This window comes from Moorena sp. (assembly GCF_982860115.1).
In genome coordinates this window covers 1-20,890 of sequence record NZ_CEYLVT010000131.1, presented here as the reverse complement: position 1 = coordinate 20,890, position 20,890 = coordinate 1, and the positions used below count along the sequence as shown (strand labels likewise).

General features: G+C 44.5%; 18 protein-coding genes and 3 pseudogenes. 15 read left to right on the top strand and 6 right to left on the bottom strand.

The features are described 5' to 3' along the window. Nucleotides 1–72: 72 nt before the first annotated feature. Nucleotides 73–361 (top strand): annotated as a pseudogene (gene tnpA / locus AC4II3_RS20750) (IS200/IS605 family transposase); the annotation flags it as partial. Between the two features lie 135 nt (nt 362–496). Then, nucleotides 497–1,153 carry a HEAT repeat domain-containing protein gene (locus AC4II3_RS20745; RefSeq protein WP_488011693.1) on the top strand — a complete coding sequence of 219 codons (657 nt, stop codon included), beginning with the start codon at nt 497–499 and terminating at the stop codon, nt 1,151–1,153. Nucleotides 1,154–1,217: 64 nt separating this feature from the next. Here the strand turns inward: AC4II3_RS20745 and AC4II3_RS20740 are convergent, their stop codons facing one another. Next, nucleotides 1,218–2,498, bottom strand: a complete 1,281-nt coding sequence (locus AC4II3_RS20740) for a nucleotidyltransferase domain-containing protein (RefSeq protein WP_488011695.1) — start codon at nt 2,496–2,498, stop codon at nt 1,218–1,220. 526 nt (nt 2,499–3,024) lie between these two features. Here AC4II3_RS20740 and AC4II3_RS20735 point away from each other — a divergent pair. Beyond that, the gene (locus tag AC4II3_RS20735; RefSeq protein WP_488011697.1) at nt 3,025–3,762 is read left to right on the top strand and encodes a 15,16-dihydrobiliverdin:ferredoxin oxidoreductase; all 738 of its coding nucleotides are present in this window, start codon (nt 3,025–3,027) and stop codon (nt 3,760–3,762) included. Continuing rightward, entirely contained in the window at nt 3,759–4,502 is a 744-nt protein-coding gene (locus AC4II3_RS20730) for a phycoerythrobilin:ferredoxin oxidoreductase (RefSeq protein ID WP_488011699.1), read from the top strand. The genes AC4II3_RS20735 and AC4II3_RS20730 overlap by 4 nt, the downstream gene beginning before the upstream one ends. 74 nt (nt 4,503–4,576) lie before the next feature. Here AC4II3_RS20730 and AC4II3_RS20725 read toward each other — a convergent pair. Continuing rightward, nucleotides 4,577–5,826, bottom strand: a pseudogene (locus AC4II3_RS20725) (RNA-guided endonuclease InsQ/TnpB family protein). Nucleotides 5,827–6,686: 860 nt separating this feature from the next. Here AC4II3_RS20725 and AC4II3_RS20720 point away from each other — a divergent pair. Beyond that, nucleotides 6,687–7,421 carry a phycobilisome rod-core linker polypeptide gene (locus tag AC4II3_RS20720; RefSeq protein WP_488011701.1) on the top strand — a complete coding sequence of 245 codons (735 nt, stop codon included), beginning with the start codon at nt 6,687–6,689 and terminating at the stop codon, nt 7,419–7,421. A 31-nt stretch (nt 7,422–7,452) separates the two neighbouring features. On the opposite strand, the gene AC4II3_RS20715 is transcribed toward AC4II3_RS20720, so the two are convergent. After that, nucleotides 7,453–7,608, bottom strand: coding sequence for a hypothetical protein (locus AC4II3_RS20715; RefSeq protein ID WP_488011703.1), 156 nt, complete (start codon nt 7,606–7,608; stop codon nt 7,453–7,455). Nucleotides 7,609–7,964: 356 nt separating this feature from the next. Between AC4II3_RS20715 and cpcB the strand changes: the two genes are divergently transcribed. From cpcB to cpcF, 4 genes are all read left to right on the top strand, one after another. Continuing rightward, complete coding sequence (gene cpcB, locus AC4II3_RS20710) at nt 7,965–8,483, top strand: C-phycocyanin subunit beta (RefSeq protein WP_488011705.1); 519 nt, start codon at nt 7,965–7,967, stop codon at nt 8,481–8,483. Nucleotides 8,484–8,572: 89 nt separating this feature from the next. Beyond that, the gene (gene cpcA, locus AC4II3_RS20705) at nt 8,573–9,061 is read left to right on the top strand and encodes a C-phycocyanin subunit alpha (RefSeq protein ID WP_008184549.1); all 489 of its coding nucleotides are present in this window, start codon (nt 8,573–8,575) and stop codon (nt 9,059–9,061) included. 248 nt (nt 9,062–9,309) lie between these two features. Further along, nucleotides 9,310–10,146: a C-phycocyanin alpha-cysteine-84 phycocyanobilin lyase subunit CpcE gene (gene cpcE, locus AC4II3_RS20700; RefSeq protein WP_488011707.1), complete on the top strand. Its 837-nt coding sequence runs from the start codon at nt 9,310–9,312 to the stop codon at nt 10,144–10,146. A gap of 418 nt (nt 10,147–10,564) precedes the next feature. Further along, nucleotides 10,565–11,203, top strand: coding sequence for a C-phycocyanin alpha-cysteine-84 phycocyanobilin lyase subunit CpcF (gene cpcF, locus AC4II3_RS20695; RefSeq protein WP_488011709.1), 639 nt, complete (start codon nt 10,565–10,567; stop codon nt 11,201–11,203). An 11-nt stretch (nt 11,204–11,214) separates the two neighbouring features. On the opposite strand, the gene prmA is transcribed toward cpcF, so the two are convergent. Both prmA and serA read right to left on the bottom strand, forming a co-directional pair. Next, complete coding sequence (gene prmA / locus AC4II3_RS20690; RefSeq protein WP_488011711.1) at nt 11,215–12,108, bottom strand: 50S ribosomal protein L11 methyltransferase; 894 nt, start codon at nt 12,106–12,108, stop codon at nt 11,215–11,217. Between the two features lie 583 nt (nt 12,109–12,691). Further along, a complete protein-coding gene (serA, locus tag AC4II3_RS20685) occupies nt 12,692–14,272 on the bottom strand; it encodes a phosphoglycerate dehydrogenase (RefSeq protein ID WP_488011713.1) in 1,581 nt (526 codons plus the stop codon). Between the two features lie 358 nt (nt 14,273–14,630). Here serA and AC4II3_RS20680 point away from each other — a divergent pair, with 358 nt between their 5' ends. From AC4II3_RS20680 to AC4II3_RS20670, 3 genes are all read left to right on the top strand, one after another. Then, nucleotides 14,631–15,137, top strand: a complete 507-nt coding sequence (locus tag AC4II3_RS20680) for a hypothetical protein (RefSeq protein ID WP_488011715.1) — start codon at nt 14,631–14,633, stop codon at nt 15,135–15,137. Between the two features lie 244 nt (nt 15,138–15,381). Then, on the top strand, nt 15,382–16,161 hold the full coding sequence (locus AC4II3_RS20675) for a photosystem II electron transport protein, Sll1252 family (RefSeq protein ID WP_488011717.1): 780 nt from the start codon (nt 15,382–15,384) through the stop codon (nt 16,159–16,161). 497 nt (nt 16,162–16,658) lie between these two features. After that, nucleotides 16,659–18,719 carry a DICT sensory domain-containing protein gene (locus AC4II3_RS20670; protein ID WP_488016627.1) on the top strand — a complete coding sequence of 687 codons (2,061 nt, stop codon included), beginning with the start codon at nt 16,659–16,661 and terminating at the stop codon, nt 18,717–18,719. Nucleotides 18,720–18,736: 17 nt separating this feature from the next. On the opposite strand, the gene pdxH is transcribed toward AC4II3_RS20670, so the two are convergent. Continuing rightward, the gene (pdxH, locus tag AC4II3_RS20665) at nt 18,737–19,381 is read right to left on the bottom strand and encodes a pyridoxamine 5'-phosphate oxidase (protein WP_488016625.1); all 645 of its coding nucleotides are present in this window, start codon (nt 19,379–19,381) and stop codon (nt 18,737–18,739) included. A gap of 324 nt (nt 19,382–19,705) precedes the next feature. Between pdxH and AC4II3_RS20660 the strand changes: the two genes are divergently transcribed. The 3 genes and pseudogenes from AC4II3_RS20660 to AC4II3_RS20650 all read left to right on the top strand — a co-directional run. Further along, nucleotides 19,706–20,065 (top strand): lipopolysaccharide assembly protein LapA domain-containing protein, encoded by a 360-nt coding sequence (locus AC4II3_RS20660; protein ID WP_488016623.1) that lies wholly within the window; start codon nt 19,706–19,708, stop codon nt 20,063–20,065. Nucleotides 20,066–20,135: 70 nt separating this feature from the next. Further along, a complete protein-coding gene (locus AC4II3_RS20655) occupies nt 20,136–20,288 on the top strand; it encodes a transposase (RefSeq protein ID WP_488016620.1) in 153 nt (50 codons plus the stop codon). 145 nt (nt 20,289–20,433) lie between these two features. Continuing rightward, nucleotides 20,434–20,559: pseudogene (locus AC4II3_RS20650) on the top strand (transposase); the annotation flags it as partial. Nucleotides 20,560–20,890 lie beyond the last annotated feature (331 nt).

The window sequence follows — 20,890 nt, the reverse complement described above, 5'->3', positions numbered from 1 at the left end:
GGAGTTGGTAAGAAGCCCACACTGTAATCTACGATTCAGTGTGGGAGTATGTCACTAGGGAAGATCAGGGATAGGATTTACGAGATCTTTGCGGAGGTAGCTCTAGAAAAAGACTGGAATATTAAAGCACTTGAAGTCGCACCAGACCAGATCCATCTGTTTGTAGAGATTCACCCTACAGATTCTATATACCAGGTGGTTAGAGCTTTCAAAGGTAGAAGTGCCAATTATCTAAGAAAGGAGTTCCCTGACCTCAAGAAACTCCCATCCCTCTGGACAAATAGCTACTTTTTTAAGGGCAGCGGGAAAAGTCAGCACTGAAACTATCCACAGATATATTACCGACCCTCACCATGGTTGAACCCTAAGTGGCTTTAGCCACTGTGGAGCATTCCTCCCCGGTCATTAGACGCGGGGTTTCCTGCTACCTAGATTTTTATGATAATCTTTGATTAAAGGTATTAAGAAATGTAAAAAAAGCTGGCTCTGTAGTGCTATGGACATCCGCCAAATCGAAATCTCTCTCAAAAGTCCAAATGCTCAGGATCGCCTCAGGGCACTTACTGCTTTGAGAGAGTATGGTTCAGATGTAGCTGTTCCCCTACTTACAAGTAAACTCAAGGACCCAGAATTTTTAGTGCGCTCCTTTGTGGCCATGGGACTGGGGAATAAACGGAGTGACGAGTCCTATGCTGCGTTGTTAAATTTGATGCAATTTGATAAAGATCCCAATGTAAGGGCAGAAGCTTCCAATTCCCTGTCTAAGTATGGAGAGGTGTCAATATCTCATCTGGTCACTACCTTTCAACAGGATGATCACTGGCTGGTGCGCCGTAGCATTCTTGCTGCTTTGGTGGAAATGTCTTGTCCAGAAGAACTCTATAGTATTTGTATTTGCGGCTTAGCAGGGGAAGACCCAACTGTCCGAGAAGCAGGAATTGATGCTTTAGGTTTACTGGCTGGTACTGTTAAGGAAACTGAGGCATTGCAGCAAATTCTGGCTCTGAAAGATGCACAATGGTGGCGTATTCGGATGCATGTTGCCCGTGCCCTAAAACGATTTGATTCCCCCGATGCTAAAGCAGCATTGGGAGAACTTATGAAGGATCAAGAGCATCGGGTGGTAGCTGCTGCTTTAGATAGTTCCCTCTAGAGCATTAGTTTGGTAAACAGAGTAAGTATCCAAGCAATCTACTATCTTTGAATGCAACTCGGTATCACAAGGAGTGGGGCTCGTGATGAGTTCTGAAAATTGGTTGTATCCCATGCTTAATTAACAGCCGTATTATATGGATTGGATAATACAGGAAAGCTAGCACTCTAGGCAGGGACAGTAACGCCCAATCCGCTTCATTGGGCATGACGGTAACAAACAAACTGTTTTTTAGCCAATGGAGACAGTACATCACTCTGTCATGCAGACGCTCTCTCATGCTGAAGTAGAAGCGATGATTGTAGGACAAGAAAAAAGCCCAAAATCCTTTTGCTTCTGAGAGCTTAGGGCCGACTTCAAGGTCACGGAAAAGCTGTGATCGTACTTGGATAGCGAGGCATTGGGAGACTGGTTGGGCTTGCAATTTATTTAGGATTATCTGTGGCAACGTGACTCCCAGCAAATCCCTGACTAGGCAAAGGTCAAGCAAGAGCATGCGTTCACAACCAAGCTTTTGAGCCTCTGCCAGTACTCTGCGCCAATCTAACTGGGGATGAGTACGGATTAGTTCAGCAACATCGCATAACTGAGCCAGACGTACACTCCAGTGACAACAGTCTTTGCCCAATTGCACACAGAGAATTAACAGCATCTGTTCTGGCGAGATAGTAGAGACTGTCTTACCGGCAAGAGATAGAGGCTGAAGATGCGATCGCAAATACTCAAAATCTAATGGCAAACAGAATAAATCGGGTACAATCCCCTGGTGAAGGTCAATACAGACTCGACTTTTTTGATCTACAAAGTGATACTCCCAGCCTAGGTCTTTTTGCAATTCATACCCTTGAGACAGGAGTAATTCTTTAACTTTGGGGATGTCTTGGTGATCAACCAGGATGTCTAAGTCACCGAACTGCCGCAGCCCCAGATTGCCGTAAACTGAAACAGCAAGGGTAGGCCCTTTGAAGGGGATAGCAGCAATTCCGTGTTTTTCCAGAAGAGTCAGGAGGTTGAGTAGTTTCTGAATGAGAAATGTATTGTGTACGACTAAGTGCTGGAAATAATTTCGGAGTTGTTTGAGGATGTTCTGGGGAACCAAGTCTGGGCAGGTATTTTTGAGACTATGGTACAGCAGCGGTAAGACTTTCTGACGGCGAGCTGTTTTCAGCAGATAAGTCCAGTCGATCTGTTGCTCAAGCAGTAAACGTTTGATAGACTCAGCAGTCGCTTCGTCGATGCTGCTTCGGACACAGTAGAGGAGTAACTGGAGTTCTGGTTTAGTTTGGAGTTCTCCCTTAGTTATCGATACTGATGCTATAGTAGTTAATGGGGTTAAAGTCATCATCCAAGGTTGATATAAAAACTCGCCCTGTAGAAACCCCCACCATGCATGTGGCGGATACAATGGCAATTAAGACTTGAATTTTCCCTTTAAAATGGGAAAATTAGCGAATTACGGCTCAAAGGTAATTAATAAAAATAATCTATTCAGTAATCTATTGAGTAATTGATTACTATTTACTTACTACTTACAGAAAAAACTGGGATTTTCAGTACATTTGACTGGTGAGTTTGCAAAGTTTTGATGAAGTACCTTGCCATATAACACAATAAGGATTAGTTTTTAAGTAATCCCTATTGACTGGCAGCGCTTTCCTTGCTAATGCTTTGACAGAATGGCAAGGAAAGCTTCCCCTTAGGTAGATTTGGGGATGGGGATTCGTGTGGCTTAGTCAGGTAAAGGTTAGGTTAGGCAAAGGTTAGATCAGACAAATGTTAACGATTATTTCTTTGTCTGGGAGAAATGAGACAGGAAGTATCGCGATCCTCTATGCTCAGTAAGGGTTTTACTATGTATACGAGCAATATAAATGTATCAGCCTTTCCTGGACTATCTGGAAAAAGAGCTATTTAACCGGTTTGATTTAAGCAGTCAACCGATACCCCCAGGCTTAGAACGCCAGGTAAGCGATCGCGCCAAACATCGGGCGATTATTCAAAGCTGGTGTTACCAATGCCCGGAATTGCGGAAGATTCGCTATACCTATATGGATGTTGGACCAGTCTCCCAAGTGTTTAACAGTGTGATGTATCCCAGTCACTGTTACGATCTCCCTTTGCTAGGGATTGACTTCTTAGCCTTTGGCAAAAAGAAGATCCTGGTGGTCCTGGACTTTCAGCCATTGTTTAGGGATGAAGCGTATCAGGAAAAATACATTGAACCGATGCGAGCCATTCGGGATCGCTATCAGGACTTGGCACAAAACTTAGAAATGAAGTTTTACGATGCTAACCAATACTTCTCTAAGTATCTACTGTTTGCCAAAATCGATTCCCTAGAGACAGTGAAAACGGAAGTCTTTGAGGCTTACAAAGACTACTTGGCGTTATATTGGCAAATGGTGGAGCAAGCTGAGCCTCTAACTGAGCCAGAAGATATTGAGCGCATTGTTAAGGCACAGAAAGACTACGACCAGTATAGTGCCGACAGAGACCCAGCCCATGGTCTGTTCAGCAGCTACTTTGGTCCCGAGTGGGCAGAGCGGTTCTTATATGAGTTCTTATTTGAAAATGCCATGCCTTTAGCCGTTAGTCAAAGCCAAACATGACTCTCTATCAGCCGTTTCTAGACTACGCGATCACATATCTAAAAGAGCGCCTTGATCTACAGCCTTATCCCATTCCCTCTGGATTTGAACGCAAATTCGCAACAGTGGGTAAAGGTAAAAAGCAGCAAGATGTTCTGACCACCAGTTATGCTTTTGCTGCACCCAAAATCAGACAAATTCGAGCGGCTCATGTCCAGGGGGGAGCAGCATTACAGGTACTTAATTTTGTGATCTTCCCCCACCTCAACTATGACCTCCCCTTCTTCGGGGCTGACTTAGTGACCTTACCTGGTGGACATCTGATTGCCTTGGATATGCAGCCCCTGTTCCGGGATGATCCAGCCTATCAAGCTCGTTACACCGAACCTATCCTACCGATTTTCAAAGCCCATCAACAGCATTTGCCTTGGGGAGGAGACTTTCCTGAGGAAGCAACACCCTTCTTTTCCCCAGCTTTCCTGTGGACACGCCCTAAGGAAACCGACGTAGTGGAAAATCGGGTGTTTGCTGCGTTCAAGGACTATCTGACAGCTTACTTGGATTTTGTGGATCAGGCAGAAGTAATTACCGATTCCCAGCATCTCGAAGCCATCAAGGAAGCTCAACTGCGTTATCTGGGTTATCGTGCTGAAAAAGACCCAGCTCGTGGTATGTTTCAGAGATTTTATGGCAGTGAATGGACTGAGGAGTACATCCATGGTTTCTTGTTTGATCTAGAACGGAAGCTCGCACAGGCTTAAGCGTAGGATCTTAAAACTTAACCTCAGTTCGATTTGACATCCTCCCCGGCGTTAAAGCACGGGGATTCCAAACCTCACGATTTGGGCTTCCTCTTTCTCAATGTTCGAGCTGACTTACTTGATTGAGTTTTCCCAACCAAGCAGAGATCAATCTCTCCAGAGGCGTTAATTTCCGTCTGCCCGACGGTATTTGATAGCTGTTTAAGTGCAGATTTAAGAATGTTGATTGCAGCGTTGTGATCACGGTCTGCTACATACCCACAGTCAGGACAGTCATGGGTTCTAGTGCTAAGAGTCTTTACAACTTGTTCACCGCAATTTGAACATTGTTGTGATGTGTATGCTGGTTCAACAGCAATCACTGGAACTCCATAAATTCTGCCAAAATACTCTAACCACTCCCTAAATCTGTACCATGCAGCATCATTGATTGACTTAGCTAGTTTGTGGTTTTTAAGCAGGTTTCGTATCCGTAGGTTTTCAATCGCGACCAAGTCGTTAGACTGGATGACGTGTTGAGCTAATTTACAGACCCAATCGTTACGTCTGCGTGACACCTTTAGATAGGCTCTACCCAATCTGTTTCTGGCTTTTTTCCAGTTTTGACTTCCTTTGAGGGTTCGAGATAATCGACGTTGCAGCTTTTTGATTTTTCGTTCATCTTTTCTCAGAAACCGTTCGCGTAGCGTGCGCTTTGCGCAGGATTATCTATCTGTGTACCAGATGAATCAGTGTAGAAAAAGTTAAGTCCAACATCTAGCCCGGTTTGTTTTCCTGTGAGTTCTTTTTTCTCCTCCCTGATATGGTCTATCAGGAATTGAGTATAATACCCGTCATGTCTTCTAATCACTCTTACTCGTTTAATTTGTTTGAGTTGATAGAAGTGGAGATCTCGACTTCCCCAAAGCTTGAATGTTCCCGATTTAAACTTGTCTGAAAGGGTTAAATAACGCCTGTCTTCAGAGAGTTTCCATCCTGAAGTCTTGTATTCGACAGATGCTCGAACTTGGTATTTCTTGAACTTTGGGAATCCCTTTTTACCAGGTATCTTTTGCTGGCAATTTCGATAGAACCTTTCAATTGATGCCCAAGCTCTTTCTGCGTGTGCTTGTCGTGCCATTGAGTTGAGTTTACTCACCCAGGGGGTTTCTGGATTGTCCGACAACACCTTACAGTAGCTATAGGCATCGTTGCGACTTTTGATTTGACCGTCCATCCACGCTCTGATGACGCTGTTGCGAACAAAACGTCCAGTACGGATGGCTTCATCTAGCCTTCTGTACTGGGATTTCGTTCCTTGCAGCTTCATTTCGTAGACGATCATATTTATCATTGGTTGCTTAATATAGCGCTACGCGCAAGGCAAAAGCCAAAAGTTGACTAAAAGAGCTTTTCAGCTTGTATCAACGTCCTAACCTTAATGCGTAGTGCTATATCAACTATAATAGCACAAAAATAATCCGTCGTGAACGACGGGGCTTTCAACCTGCTTTTTATTGGTAAGAAAATGGTTAGTTTTTTCAGGAGTCAGGAGTCAGGAGTGATAAGTCAAGATAAGAATACATAATTGATGGGAATAATACAGAATTTTTTTCTTAATAAAACTCTGATTAATTGCCAATTAACTGGTCAATAATTTATCTTGATTTCATCTATCATGACTCAAAGCTCCTGACTCGATACTCCTAAATTGTAGAGCCTTTAATGAAACGTGCAAGATCTTAGCCTTTCCCCTAGCCGCGATCGCCAAACCGTAACAGTAGCCAGAAACAAATTTTTTTGATATATCTTAAATCATTGTCTTGATGCGTAAGCTATCAGCTATCAGCTATCAGCTATCAGCTATCAGCTATCAGCTATCAGCCTATGCGCTATGTCCCAGCCTTGAAGCCTGTGCCACGCTACTTGAGGTGCTATCAGCTCAAAGCTGACGGCTGACCGCTGACTGCTGTTCGCGCAGCGTGCGCGTAGCGCATATGCTTACCTTGATGCAGCCGCTCCCCAATCGCGCTTTGCATCAAGGCAAGCTTGTTTCAATACACGAAAGCTTACTTAATACTTAATAGGTCGCTAAAATAACGAATCATTTATTTTAATTAAGAACCTTTAAAAAAGTTAGGCTTGTATTAACCTAATCCCCTAATCTGTGATTAGAACTGAGGTTTATGATCATAGAGGTGATTAATGACAATTCCTTTGTTAGAGTATCCGCCCTCAAGCCAAAATCAGCGCGTCGCTGGATATGAGGTGCCTGGAGATGAGCAGCCGAAACTATACACTACAGCTAATCTGCTTTCTCCATCGGAAATGGATGAGTTGATTAGGGCAGCCTATGGTCAGATTTTTAATGAACAACAAATTCTAAAAAGTAACCGCCAAACCTTTTTAGAATCACAGCTGAGATTTGGTCAAATCACGGTGCGCGAGTTCATTCGTGGTCTAGCAACATCTGAACCTTTTTGGCAGCGAAATTATCAGACCAACAACAACTACCGTTTTGTCCAGATGTGTGTACAACGCATCTTGGGGCGTGATGTCTACAGCGAGCGGGAGAAGTTAGCCTGGTCAATAGTGCTGGCTACCAAAGGGTTACAAAACTTTATTGATGCTCTGGTCGATAGCGACGAGTATCTGGAAAACTTTGGTGATCACACCGTGCCTTATCAGCGGCGGCGGATCATACCCCAGCGTACTCAAGGGGATCTACCCTTTGCCAGGATGCCTCGTTATGGGGAAGACTATCGCACCCAACTTCAACAGCTGGGTTACTTCAAACATCAACCAATTGCTTTCAAAACCTATTATCCTCCTGCCTCAGTGCGCTTTGTAGCAGGAGTACTCACTAAGGCAGGAGCTGTAGTCTTACTTGGGGGAACAATTGCGACTGCGTTAGCCGCCTGGGGTATTATTAGCCTGTAGCTGTGAGTGTAGGTTTGATAAGAAATGTTACTTACCTGCCAACGGCTAGACCAATTAGCTGGAGTAAACAGCTGACCTGTGTCTTGAGCAGGAGGTAAGCAACCAAGAGGCTTCCAGCACCAACGTGGAGCCAATCCACAGGGTAGCCATGGCAAGCCTGTTCTGATCTGCCGTTGCAATCAGACATAAAAAAATCTTAAACTCTTAACAAGATGTAACGAATAAAGGCTCGACATCATTGTATAAAAGTTACCTGAAGGGTAAATAGTGACAGGCGAAAGCTAACCAACCGGTTGACACACAGCATTCCTAGGTCTCTGACCAAAACGTGAAGTTTTGTAATTTTTCTTAACGATCCGTTTTGAACCCAACTCATGGGACAAAGACTAGGACAAAGACTAAGACAGAGAGATAGGAGTATTGGCTGTGGCTGGAGCATGTTCTATCCCCTTCCAGGCTGCTTGATTTAGTTTGATTCAGTCTGAGTCTGTTTAACTGAAGCCCGTTTTGAAACAAAACCAACTAACGTAGGAGATTCCGTCAATGTTTGATGCCTTTACTAAGCTTGTTTCGCAGGCTGATGCCCAGGGTCAATACATTAGTGCAGAGCAACTAAGTGCTCTTAGCGCTATGGTGGCTGACAGCAACAAGCGGATGGATGCAGTAAACCGCATTACCAGCAACTCTTCTACCATTGTGGCTAACGCAGCTCGCTCCCTGTTTGCTGAGCAACCCCAGTTAATCAATCCTGGTGGTAATGCCTACACCAGCCGTCGGATGGCTGCTTGCTTGCGTGATATGGAAATCATCCTGCGCTATGTGACTTACGCCATTTTTGCTGGTGATGCTAGTGTACTGGAAGACCGCTGCCTCAATGGTCTGCGGGAAACCTACCTGGCTCTGGGAACTCCTGGTGCTTCCGTAGCAGTGGGTGTAGAAAAGATGAAGGATGCTGCGATTGCGATCGCTAACGACACCAATGGCATCACCCCTGGTGATTGCAGCTCTCTGATGGCTGAAATTGCCAGCTACTTCGACAAAGCAGCTGGTGCGGTTGCCTAAAAAACTGAAGGCATATCACTTGCTGTCTAACTATCACAACTTCAAACGTTTTTGAAAACTTGACAAAATATTAGGGAGATACCTAGACAATGAAAACCCCGCTTACAGAAGCCGTCGCTGCTGCTGACGCTCAAGGTCGTTTTTTAAGTAATACAGAAATCCAGACTGCCTTCGGTCGATTCCAGCGGGCTACAGCTTGCTTAGAAGCGGCAAAAGCCTTAACTGCTAAAGCCTCTACCTTGACTGACGGTGCAGCCCAAGCGGTGTATAACAAATTCCCTTACACCACTAGCATGCCTGGACCAACCTATGCATCTGACGCTACAGGCAAGGCAAAATGCTCCCGTGATATCGGTTACTATCTGCGTATGGTTACTTACTGCCTAGTTGCTGGTGGTACTGGACCGATGGATGAGTACTTGATTGCTGGTTTAGATGAAATCAACCGTACCTTCGAGCTGTCTCCAAGCTGGTACATCGAAGCCCTCAAGTACATCAAAGCTAACCATGGTTTAACTGGTCAGCCTGCTACTGAGGCAAATAACTACATTGACTACGCTATTAACGCCCTGAGCTAATTGCTCTTTTGGCCTGGAAAGGTCAGTAGGTGTTAGCAAGAACTAGCGTCTGCTGACCTTTCTGGGCATTGTTTTGTCTATAAAGTTTGTCTATCTGGCTTGTCTATCTAGGAAGGATCCATTACCTGAGTTCGATGTAATAAATTGGCAGGTTTTTTGAGGAGACAGGAGATTTAATTGAGTCTTATCCTCCCTGATCAAAAAAGTAATTAAAATGAAACTTAATACGTTTAAATTAAGAAGTTTAAATGTTGCAGCCTAGTCTTGAAAATTATGTTGAGACTGATAACTCTGAGTCGTTAACTGTAGAGCAAGCGATCGTAAATCTACAAGGTAAGGACCAGGGGCTTCGCTATTATGCAGCATGGTGGCTAGGAAAGTTCCGAGTCCGGGAACCAGTGGCAATTGATGCCCTAATTGCTGCGCTAGAGGATCAGCAGAACCAGACAGAATTAGGAGGATATCCTCTGCGCCGAAATGCCGCCCGGGCACTGGGCAAACTAGGAGACCATCGAGCTGTGCCTGCGTTGATTGATTGTTTAGACTGCCCGGATTTTTATGTTAGGGAAGCAGCAGTACAATCTTTAGCGATGTTAGGAGATCGTACCTGTATTCCCAAGCTGATCAAACTCCTAGACGGAGGTTTAGAAGCAGCCGAGCCTATACCTGGAAGTCCCCACCTTGCCCAACCCTACAATGCTGTCATCGAAGCCTTGGGGGATCTTGGTGTAACTGAAGCGATTGACCTGATTGAAATATTCCTAGAGCATCCCAACGAGTTGGAACAGTATGCCGCCGCACGGGCAATGTACCAGCTAACTCAAAACCCTACTTATGTTGAACGTTTAATCAAAGCTTTGAGTGCTTATCAAGTGCAACTGAGGCGGGCAGCTCTTTCCGATCTCGGGGCAATTGGTTATTTACCAGCAGCCGATGCGATCGCTAAGACCTGGGCAGAAAATAGTCTCAGGTTAATCGCGCTCAAAGGAATTCTAGAGCATTACTTAGAAAGCCATCCCAATGATGGTTGCCACCTATCAGAGACGGCAATTAGAATTATGAATTTGATGGATGGTCTTCTTTGAAGTGTGAAGGATAAAGTATCACAGATGAAGAAACAAGTATGAAATAATTTTATCTAAAATTTTATCTAATGATTTTATCTAACCATTTATACTAAAAGAGTAATTTTATCTAACCATTTATCATCGAAGCATTACGTCAAAACTGGTAGGTTTTGATACTTTTGCCTTTTGCTTTAAACCTACCACTATAAAACCCTTAGGGTAAACAGCTTTTAAGCTTACATCATATCAGGATAATTACCCTGTCTTGATGCAGTCGCTCATGGTTTTGGGTCTGTGTGCGGAATCTGCGTCCGCACCTTGTAAGCCCCGTGGAAACCCCCTTTGGCGGCGCTGCATCGCTTAATAAAAATCTTCCCATCTCCCTACACTCCCCTAGATTATTGGTATTCAACCAGACTTGATATTAGACCCCTGCATGACCAACACCACCCGAGAGCAAGAATTAATTCGAGCTGTGAGAGAGGCAGATTCTGCCTATAGTTTAGTAAAAGCAGTGAGAATCCTGGCTAATGCCCATATAGAAGCTGCGATCCCGACTTTAATTGCAGTTTTTAGCTACAATAACCCAGGTGCAGCAGAATTAGCTGCCGGTGGGATAGTGCGATTCGGGAAAACAGCAGTAGAGCAATTGCTAAACCTAATTGATGACTATAACTACGGAGGTAGAGCCTGGGCAATCCGCGCACTATCAGGAATTGGCGATCCTAGAGCCTTCGATACCTTAATCGAAGCTGCTGAAACTGACTTTTCTATGAGCGTCCGTCGAGCTGCTACAAAAGGTCTGGGCAATTTGGACTGGGAGGATATGCCTAAAGATAAAATTCCTGCTGCCCAACAGCAAGCTTTCAAAACACTACTGCTTACCTGCCAAGACTCAGAATGGGTAGTTCGTTATTCTTCCGTAGTAGGATTGCAAGGTCTAGCTACTGCTGTAGTGGTCACCTATCCGGAGCTGGCTGAGAGTATCAAAACTCATTTAGCGCAAATGTTCAAGACTGAAACCGATGTAACAGTGGGCAGTCGTATCCAACTGGCTATCCAACAACTGGCATGAACAATGACTAATTAAGAACGCCGAATATTAAAACAACACCAATCCTGACGCTTCCAGAGGGTGGCGACAATCCAGTTATTTTGTTCTAAGGTATCAGCAATTGGTTTCACCTGATCTAATAACACACCACTGATAACTCCCCAGCTGGTTGGTTTCGCTATAGCACTCATGAGTGGAATTAAATCAATAATCACCTCTGCGAGAATGTTGCAGAGGATCCCATCTACTGGTTCACCATTAGTAAGCTTAGACAAGGTTTCTAGACTACCCTGTTCTATCACCAGATTCTGGTCAGACATGTTGTTAAGAGAGCGGTTGTTGCGGGCAGCACCCACGGCTAAGGGGTCAATATCCACGCCATAGACCTTTTTAGCCCCTAACAACACCGAGGCAATAGAGAGAATGCCGGAACCACAGCCAATATCCACTACCACATTTTCCTGATCACTGAAGCCTAGACGCATCTCTAATGCTTCCAGGCATAACTGAGTGGTGGGATGGGTACCTGTTCCAAATGCTGCTCCTGGATCAAGGCGTAACAATATCCGTTCGGAAGGGTCTGGTAAGGGTAGCCAGGCGGGATAGATCAAAAAGCGATCGCCAACTTCTTGGGGTTCCCAGTATTGTTTCCAACTACTTGCCCAATCTTCCTCATCAATCAGGTGCCACCGAGTTATCGGTACTGGCAGCCCTACAGTAAGGGCATCCTGATTTACCCAAAGGGCAAGGGCTGCCAGATCCAACAGCTGTGCTTGTATTTGGGGTAAGTGAGCCAGCACTAGTTGAGAATGTCCCTTAAGCTGGGTGGACATTCCTCGACAACCAAACTTCTCCAATCGCCAGAAGATTAAATCCTCTAAGGCAGAGTCGCACAAAATTTGAATTTCCCACCAGCTGTTTGCCATATCTTAGTTCCGATTTGACACTCCCCGCCCGCTTATGAGCGGGGATTCTTAGTTCCTCGACATGCCTTAAAATTAGCTATCCGTCAAAGGCAATACTTAAGCCGAGTACCCGTTTAAAAACCAAATACCTAGCCTAATTTAACTAACCCCAGTGGGCTTATCTCCCTAAGCGTTGAGTTTACTCAGTTTCCGTGTGCCCCACGGTACTTTTTAATCTTTAAGGTTTGCTTTACTGGTTTTCGGTATCTATTAGGATCCATACGTTTTTAATGAGGTTTTTCGCGCCTCAGGTGCTAACATCGCAAAACGCTCGTGGATTTATGACAGTACCGACGAATCCTGTCTGTGTTAGGCCACTGTTTGATAATAACAGATTATTTGAAAGCCGTCTGCCGAAGGACGGGGTTTGAAACCCATCTTTTTGGTCAAGAGTGCTGAGTTTAAGAGTGGGGAGTCAGCAGGGGGAGATACGCGCTCCTTCCTTAAGGATCAAGATTGTTTGTACCTATCAACTTTTCCCCATATTCAGCACTCAGCACTCAGCAGTGAAGGTATTCAGTAGTGAAGGTATTCAGTACTTAACTTATAAAGTTACCGTGTAAGCATCCCTGATCCCTGGCACCTTCATAATCTCTGTCAAAACTCCCTCCGGTAAGGGGTCATCTATACTAAGCACCATAACTGCGTCACCCCGCACAATTTTACGACCCACCTGCATACTGGCAATATTGACATTAAAACTACCCAGTAGAGAGCCAATTTTACCAATAATTCCGGGCATATCCCGGTGTAGGGTAAACAACATATAGTGAGTGGGAGGAACATTAATCGGGAATTCGTCGATACTGGTAATGTGGATTTCCCCATCATTCAACACAGCACCCGTTACAGAATGTTTTCCCATGGAACCGGTGGCTGATAAATGTAGGGATCCAGAATAGTCTCGCATCGAAGCATCCCTGGTTTCAATGACCCGAATACCCCGCTCTTTTGCCTCAATCGATGCATTGACATAGTTTACCCGCTCTCGCAGTGCCTGGGAAAGTAAGCCTTTGAGGGCAGCAACCACTAAGGGTTGGCTTTCATTGGTAGCTAACTCTCCCTGTAATCGGACATCAAGTAATTCAATGCGTCCCCCTGCCAGTTGAGCAACTAGCTTACCTAGAGTTTCTGCCAACTCCATGTATGGTCTGAGTTTTTCAATCACATTGGGTGACAATCCGGGAATATTAACTGCTGAACGGGCGGGTAAGCCTAAGAGGACATCCCGAATTTGTTCGGCTACATCAACAGCAACATTAACTTGGGCTTCTGTGGTAGATGCCCCTAGGTGGGGGGTCAGAACCATTTCTTTCCCCAATTCACGCAAGGGGGATTCTCCTAGTGGTTCTGATTCATAAACATCCAATGCTGCACCAGCAATTTTACCCTCTTTTAGTGCCTTAGCCAGAGCTTCTTCATCAATAATGCCTCCTCTGGCACAGTTGATAATTCGGGCAGTTGGCTTCATCTTAGCAATGGCTTCGTCATTAATCAGATGAGCGGTTTCTGGAGTTTTCGGGATATGGAGTGTGATGTAATCAGACTCCTGCAACAGCAAATCCATCTCGACTAAACGACAGCCTAGCTGTTCAGCCCGTTCTACCGAAATGAAGGGGTCATAGCCGAGCAACTTCATTCCCATTGCTCGGGCGACAGTTGCTACATGGGAGCCAATTTTACCCAAACCAACTACACCAAGGGTTTTTTTGTAAACTTCTGTGCCAATAAAAAGCTTACGCTGCCACTTATTGCTTTTAACTGACTGATTGGCATCGGAGATATGGCGAGATAGGGCTAGCATCATCGCCAGGGCATGTTCGGCTGCAGCTATAGTATTTCCTTCCGGAGAGTTAACCACTACAATTCCATTACGAGTTGCTGCTGGGATATCGACGTTATCAACCCCAACACCAGCACGACCGATGATCTTGAGTTGCTTGCCCGCCTCAATTACCTCTTGGGTAACGCGGGTGCCAGAGCGAATCATCAGAGCATCATAGTCTGGGATAATTGTCAATAGTTCTTCCGGTGATAGATTCGGATTGAAATCAACCTCAGCAACTTGGGAAAGGATATCAATGCCAGCTTGATCAATTGAGTCAGAAACAAGAACCTTAGACATGACCAGAAGATAGGTTAATGGGTTATACACACGGTGCTGGAGCTATGCCATGAGAAACTAAGATCAACCCCAAGAGTACTATTTGATGAACCATCATCCAATAGCACTTAACTACAACCAAATGTAGTTGAACAGGTCTATTTCTTCACATTCAGTAGCTTTGACCGCAGTATGCTATCTTAACTGCAAAGGTATCCCTGGATAGCTACTGATCTAAAAGATTTTAAGTTTCCCTCATCTTTCATGGAAAATTTATCCAAACTCCGTGGAAAACCCCTGTGCTGGACGCAGGGAATCAAAAGGAGCTCAAGGAAGAGTTCAAGTAAACTTTAAATGTAGATAATCAGCACAAGTGGCGATGAAATATGTGATTGCTGTATTCCCCAACCGCATTAAGGCAGAAGAAGCTTATACTGCTTTGGAAAAAGAAGAGTTACCTATGGATCGAGTAAGTATCTTGGGTAGAGGATATAAAAGTGCTGATGAGTTTGGATTCATTGACCCCAAACAACAGGGAATCAAGGGAGCCCGACGAATGGCATATTGGTTGATTCCCTTTGGATTTGCAGCGGGTTATCTGTTCAATGTGCTAACTGAAATAAAACTGTTTGGCTTCTCTAGTGAAATTGGTAACCATCTCCTGGGAGGGGTATTTGGTGCGATCGCAGCAGCAATGGGTAGCGTTTTTGTTGGAGGTGGGGTTGGGTTGAGTGTTGGTAGTGGTGATGCACTGCCTTATCGGAACCGTCTGAATCAAGGAAAATACTTAATTGTTGTTCAGGGATCCGAGAGTTTGACAGAGCTAGGGAATAAAATTCTGCGTCAGTTTCAGCCAGAGACTATTCAACGGTATGAGTTCCTCTAGACTAATTAAGGGTTGCGCAATTATTTTGATCGTAAAAATCCCAAAGGCCCAAAAAGTGGGAAGTAACTAAGCCTCAATGTAAATAAAAATAAATAAAATTTAAGAAAGATAAAAGTTATCTTTAGTAATCGGTAATAGATGGTATACGGAACTAATTATCTATTACTAAATCCTGATTACAATTTGAGGAAATAATTATTTAGACCATTATCTAAAATCAAAAGTATTTAAAAATTTGTAAGGAATGCTACCTAGAGAAGAACTTTTAAAAAGTGTAGAGAATAGAGAAGATGTGGCTCGTGTGATTGACCAAGCTGATCAAGCAATTAAGACTTGGGAGGTGGTATTGACTGATTTTCTATCACCGCCAGTTTTGGTAGAGGTTGCTCAGCAGTTTGAACGGTTGACAGAGGTGCAATTGCTGACTTGGGGGGGATATCCTCAGGCGGAACGACAACGGTTAGGGATCGCCCGTGAGGAATTGCCTCTGGATAAATCTCAGGTAGAAGTAGTGGGTTTAGATATTGCTGGGAATTTTTTGTTTGATACCGCAACTCACCGGGATTTCTTGGGAGCAATTCTGGGCACTGGATTGGTGCGAGAGAAGATTGGGGACATTATTGTCTTGGGAGAGCGAGGTGCTCAGGTGATTGTCGTACCAGAGTTGGTAGAGTTTCTGGAGCTGAATTTAAATCAGGTGCGTTCGGTACCTGTCAAAACTCAACGGATTGATTTGAGTGAACTCAAGATTAGGGAACCGAAAAAGAAACTCAGAACAACAACAGAAGCTTCCATGCGTCTAGATGCGATCGCATCGGCTGGGTTTGGTATGTCTCGCAGCAAGATGGTTGATTTCATTACCACTGGGGATGTGCGGGTTAACTGGAAAGAGGTCAAGCAATCTAGCTATACAGTGAAATCTGGAGATTTGATTGCCATTCGTGGTAAAGGACGCTTGGAGGTTGGGGATGTCTCTATTACTAAAAAACAACGATATCGGGTTGAATTAACCCGATACATCTGAAACAAGGTGGGGCTTCAAAATTCGCTGTGTTCAATCTCCTGTGTATAAGATAAATTGAGAAAGGTACACATAAAAAGTCTATTAGGCTGTCAACACCCCATACTCTGACTGGGAGTAAAGACCCCGGCTAGTTTTTCCTCCCCCGTCGCCCATAGGTGTGGTTTCCACGCTCCCGTGAAGTTTTTGCTTCCGGCAAAAGAAGCCCCACATCTGCGACGCTTGGCCTTTGGCCACGCTAAGGGAACGCGCTTGAGTGTGGGATTAATTTTGCACAGAGTATTTCACGAAAGACCAAGCGATGTGTTATATTGTATATACTGAATATACTGACTTTCAAAGCCGAAAATGCTGGTTTGTCGGTGAAACAGTCTTAAAAAAAAGTCAAAAAAACAGAGCGGCAGGGCAGTCCGTTCTTAAAGCGCAACGCCTCCTAAGCAATAGCCGGATTGGTTGCGAAGCCTACACTGAATCTTTCGATTCAGTGTAGGAGCTGTCACATGATTATTACGACTTCCGTACTGCAAAGCTTACTGCAAGCTATACCTATACTGCGGTCACAGGTGTACTTCAAGTCTTCTTTGACCGCACTTTCCCATGCCATGGAAGATCAGGTATTAGCTGGCTCAGAGCAGCCGTTGGTCATTGCTAGCTTCCAGCGAGAGCGTTTCTACCGTCAGGAAGCTCATCGATATCGACGCATTGCTCAACAGACCCCCCAAGTCTATGTACTAGCAGCACCGGAAACAGAATTTAATAACAGTTCAGAGTATCACGAAACCGTGGCATTTGAACCCAACGATGCCCTCTCTCAAGAATGGCATTTGGTAGTTATTGGGCAAAGTTACACAAACTGTTTAATTTGTCAAGAACGACCCTCACCAATACTAGAGGTTACCAATGGGGAAATGGACTCATCCCGACGTTTTGAAGGTATCTGGACATTTGACCGGAGGGTGAGTCAAAAAGCAGCGGAGATATTACTCAATCGCATTCAAATTTACCGACCTGAACTGGCAGCTAAGATTGAAGAGGCCAAATATCAGTATTTAGACGATTTATCAGTAGTTAGTGCTCGATTAACCCAAAACTCTACCAGTAATCTATCCCTTCTCGACCAAGCTCAAAGTTCCGCCAATTCTGACCCTTTTGTCCAGCGTTTGGTGACTTACCTACAGGCAGGTCAGTATAAATTGCTCAAAGCCTATCGCTCCATTGCTGCTCAGGGCAAGAAAGAATCACTGATCAACTCTATTTCCAACGCCATTAGGCGATCCCTTGACCCCAATGCCATTCTTGAAGTCGCTGTGCAAGAGTTGGGTAAAGCCCTTCAAGCATCACGGTGTCTGATTTATCGCTGTAAAGCAACAGATACCACTACTATCATCAATCATGAGTTCTTAAAGCCCTCTAGTCAGGGAGATGACCCTTTAGTTGCCACACTAGGAAAAATATGGCCATTGCAAGACAATTGCCTATTCCAAGAGGTTGTCCAGAGTGGAGAACGGATTTATGTAGAAGACACCCAGACAGATCCTCGGATTAACGGTACTAATTCCACAAATAAAACTGGTAATCGACGATCAAAAACCTTGCACAATCTAGTCCAAGAGCTTGCCATTCGCTCTTGGCTGAAGGTACCAGTGCTGTATCAGGGTCAGTTATTGGGCATGTTAGATATACATCATTGTGGGTCCCAACCTTATCAATGGGAAAAGGATGAGTTAGCCTTAGTGGATGCGATCGCAACTCAAGTCGGTGTAGCTCTAATTCAAGCCGAAGCCTACGCCAACCTAGAAGATTTGAATCAGCAGCTAGAAGCTCTTGACCGCACCCGTAGCAATTTAGTAGCGATTACAGGTCATGAACTGCGCACTCCTCTGTCCACAATTCAAGTATGTCTTGAGAGTCTAGCTAGTGAGCCAGATATGTCCCTAGAATTGCGTCAGGTGATGCTCAATACTGCCCTCGCTGACGCTGAACGAATGCGGAAACTGATTCAGGACTTCCTGACTCTTTCCCGCTTAGAAAGTGGTCGTGTGGAATGGCACCCAGAATCCCTCTCCCTAAGAGAGTGCATCGACCTTGCCCTGAGTAATGTTTGCGCTCGCCGTTCTGAAGATGAACGACCTCGTTTATCGGTTCAAGTTCCAGATAACCTTCCATTAGTGAAAGCTGACGGGGAGTGGCTAGTTGAAACTATAGCTAGACTTCTCGATAATGCCTGCAAATTTACCAGCCCACAAGGAGAAGTAAAAATAAGTATCCAAACACTGGATGATTCGATGATAGTAGTGATTATCGAAGATTCTGGACGTGGTATTGAACCCAATCGGCTGGAAGCTGTTTTTGACCGCTTCTATCAAGAAGAAGGTGCTCTGCGGCGAACTACTGGGGGAACAGGGCTAGGTCTAGCAATTTGTCGCCAAATTGTCAAAGGCTGGGGCGGTAAAATTTGGGCAAATTCAGCTGGCAAAGACCAAGGTTCTCAGTTTTACTTTACTGTTCCCATTATCCAAACTCCAAAGTCAAAACACTCAAAAGCTCAGCGTAAACGTTAGGGGATTCGAGATGCTGACTAAGGGGACAATCGTTGAATCACCCAATCCCCATCCTTACCACGATTGTAGAGCAACCGATCGTGCAGCCGACTGGGACGTCCCTGCCAAAACTCAATTTCTGATGGAATCACCCGGAACCCTCCCCAGTGGGTTGGACGAGGTACCTCTTTATTTTCATAGTCCTGCTTCAGTTGCTGTAGCCGTTGCTCCAACACCTCACGACTAGGGATGACTTGGCTTTGATCTGACACCCAAGCCCCCAACTGAGAACCCTTGGGGCGGCTGTTAAAATAATCATCAGACTCAGCTGCTGTTAGCTTCTCCACTCGCCCCTCAATCCGTACCTGTCGTTCTAACTCAGCCCACCAAAACGTGATGGCAGCCCAAGGATTCTCGATTAACTGCTGCGCCTTGTTACTTTCATAATTAGTGTAAAAGACAAACCCCCGCTGATCGTAGCCTTTCAGCAGTACCATCCGGGCGGAAGGTTTGCCATCTGGTGTTGCTGTCGCTATAGTCATGGCATTCGGTTCTGGCAACTCGGCAGCCACTGCCTGGTCAAACCAAATTTTGAATTGCTCGAAAGGATTTCGGTGGACATCGGTTTCACTCAAACCCTTCAATGTGTATTCCTTACGGAAATCAGCTACTGTAGTATTCATGTTTCTTGGTTGACAATTGACCAGTTTTCGTGGTAATTACAATATTTCCCTAGCAAGCAGCTGTAGGCTTGAAGGGAACTCCAACTGCTGCTATACTGCACAAAGTCATAACCTGAGCTAATCCAAGCTCCCCCCAGCCCGCCAAAACAGCGGGGGGAGAAGAGATAAAAAGTTCAGTTGATGGCCGTGCCAAGTAGATGTCCTTGACGTGTGCGCGTTGGGACACCTGTGCATGTTCCAGTAATCGGCAAGTTAAAAAAGCCGATTTTTCGTGTTATCTGTTGTAGAAGTAGGAAGCAACTGCAACGGTTTTGGATTAAGCTGATGCGACAGATTAATTTTTTGCTGATTTTCGCTCTATGTCTGGCACTAGTCTTATTTGGCTTGGAAAATACCCAATCTGTTTCCATTAGGATTATTGATGGTATCCAGGTTAAGGCTCCCTTGGCGATTGCACTGATTCTATCCATGTGGCTTGGAGCAGTAATAGCCTGGTTATTCAGCTTGTGGACGCGATTTCTCAATTTTCTAGGAACTCGTAAGATGGTTGGGCAGATAAACTCAAAGGATGAACAGATTAGACAATTAGAAGACGACATTCAACAATACAAAATTGAGATTGAACAGAAACAGTTGCTTTTATCGGCATCTGACCCATTGTCAGATAATCCACTATTAGACTAATTTTGGTATCGCTATTGGGGATTGGTAAAATGTCAAGGAGCTGAATCTCCCCTATAAGCTATAGGATTCAATGCCTAAGCAATATAAGTCTAACAAAAATGTTGTTTACTCTTCTAAGTACCCTGTTATAGTTTGCCCTAAGTACAGACAAAAAGTTATTAGAGGCAACCTTGAGACCAGGATCGAAGAGTTAACTATAGAAGCTTGCCCTAACATGGACTAATATAGTCTAGAGATGGAAGTAATGTCAGACCATGTACATCAAGCTATGGAAGTTAACCCTAAGTTTCGAGTTTATAAAGCAGTCAAATATAAAATAAATGTATTATTATATATAATATCTCAGAAAATAATTACCGCAACTTCGCTCTAGACTGCCTACGCTTTGGACTAAAAGCTATTTGATTTGTACGGTTGACGCTGGGCTAATCGAAGTTATTAAGAAGTACATAGAAGACCAAAAGACCAAAAGCGCCAGTAATTTTTCTATGTGAGCAGTGAACTTTCCTGCCCATAAGCGCATATAAAGGCTACCAGTTAACCTCGAAAAATCGCCAATTTATGGTGTCTGTTCATATCATTCCTTTTTGTTTCAGAGGTTGTATTCAAGGTCTATACAAGAGTGAAAATTTAAGATGTAAAATTTACGTTTCATTATTTTCGTTCTCCTATTTGTCCTCCTTCCAAATCATACAATACCGATGCTACCGGAGTTGATATCACCCCTTACAGGACTTCCGCAGTAACTCTACCAGTAGGGTCAGCCTAGTACCTCAGGGGGTGACAACAAGGCTAAAAACTAAACAGGGTGTGGGGTGTGGGGGG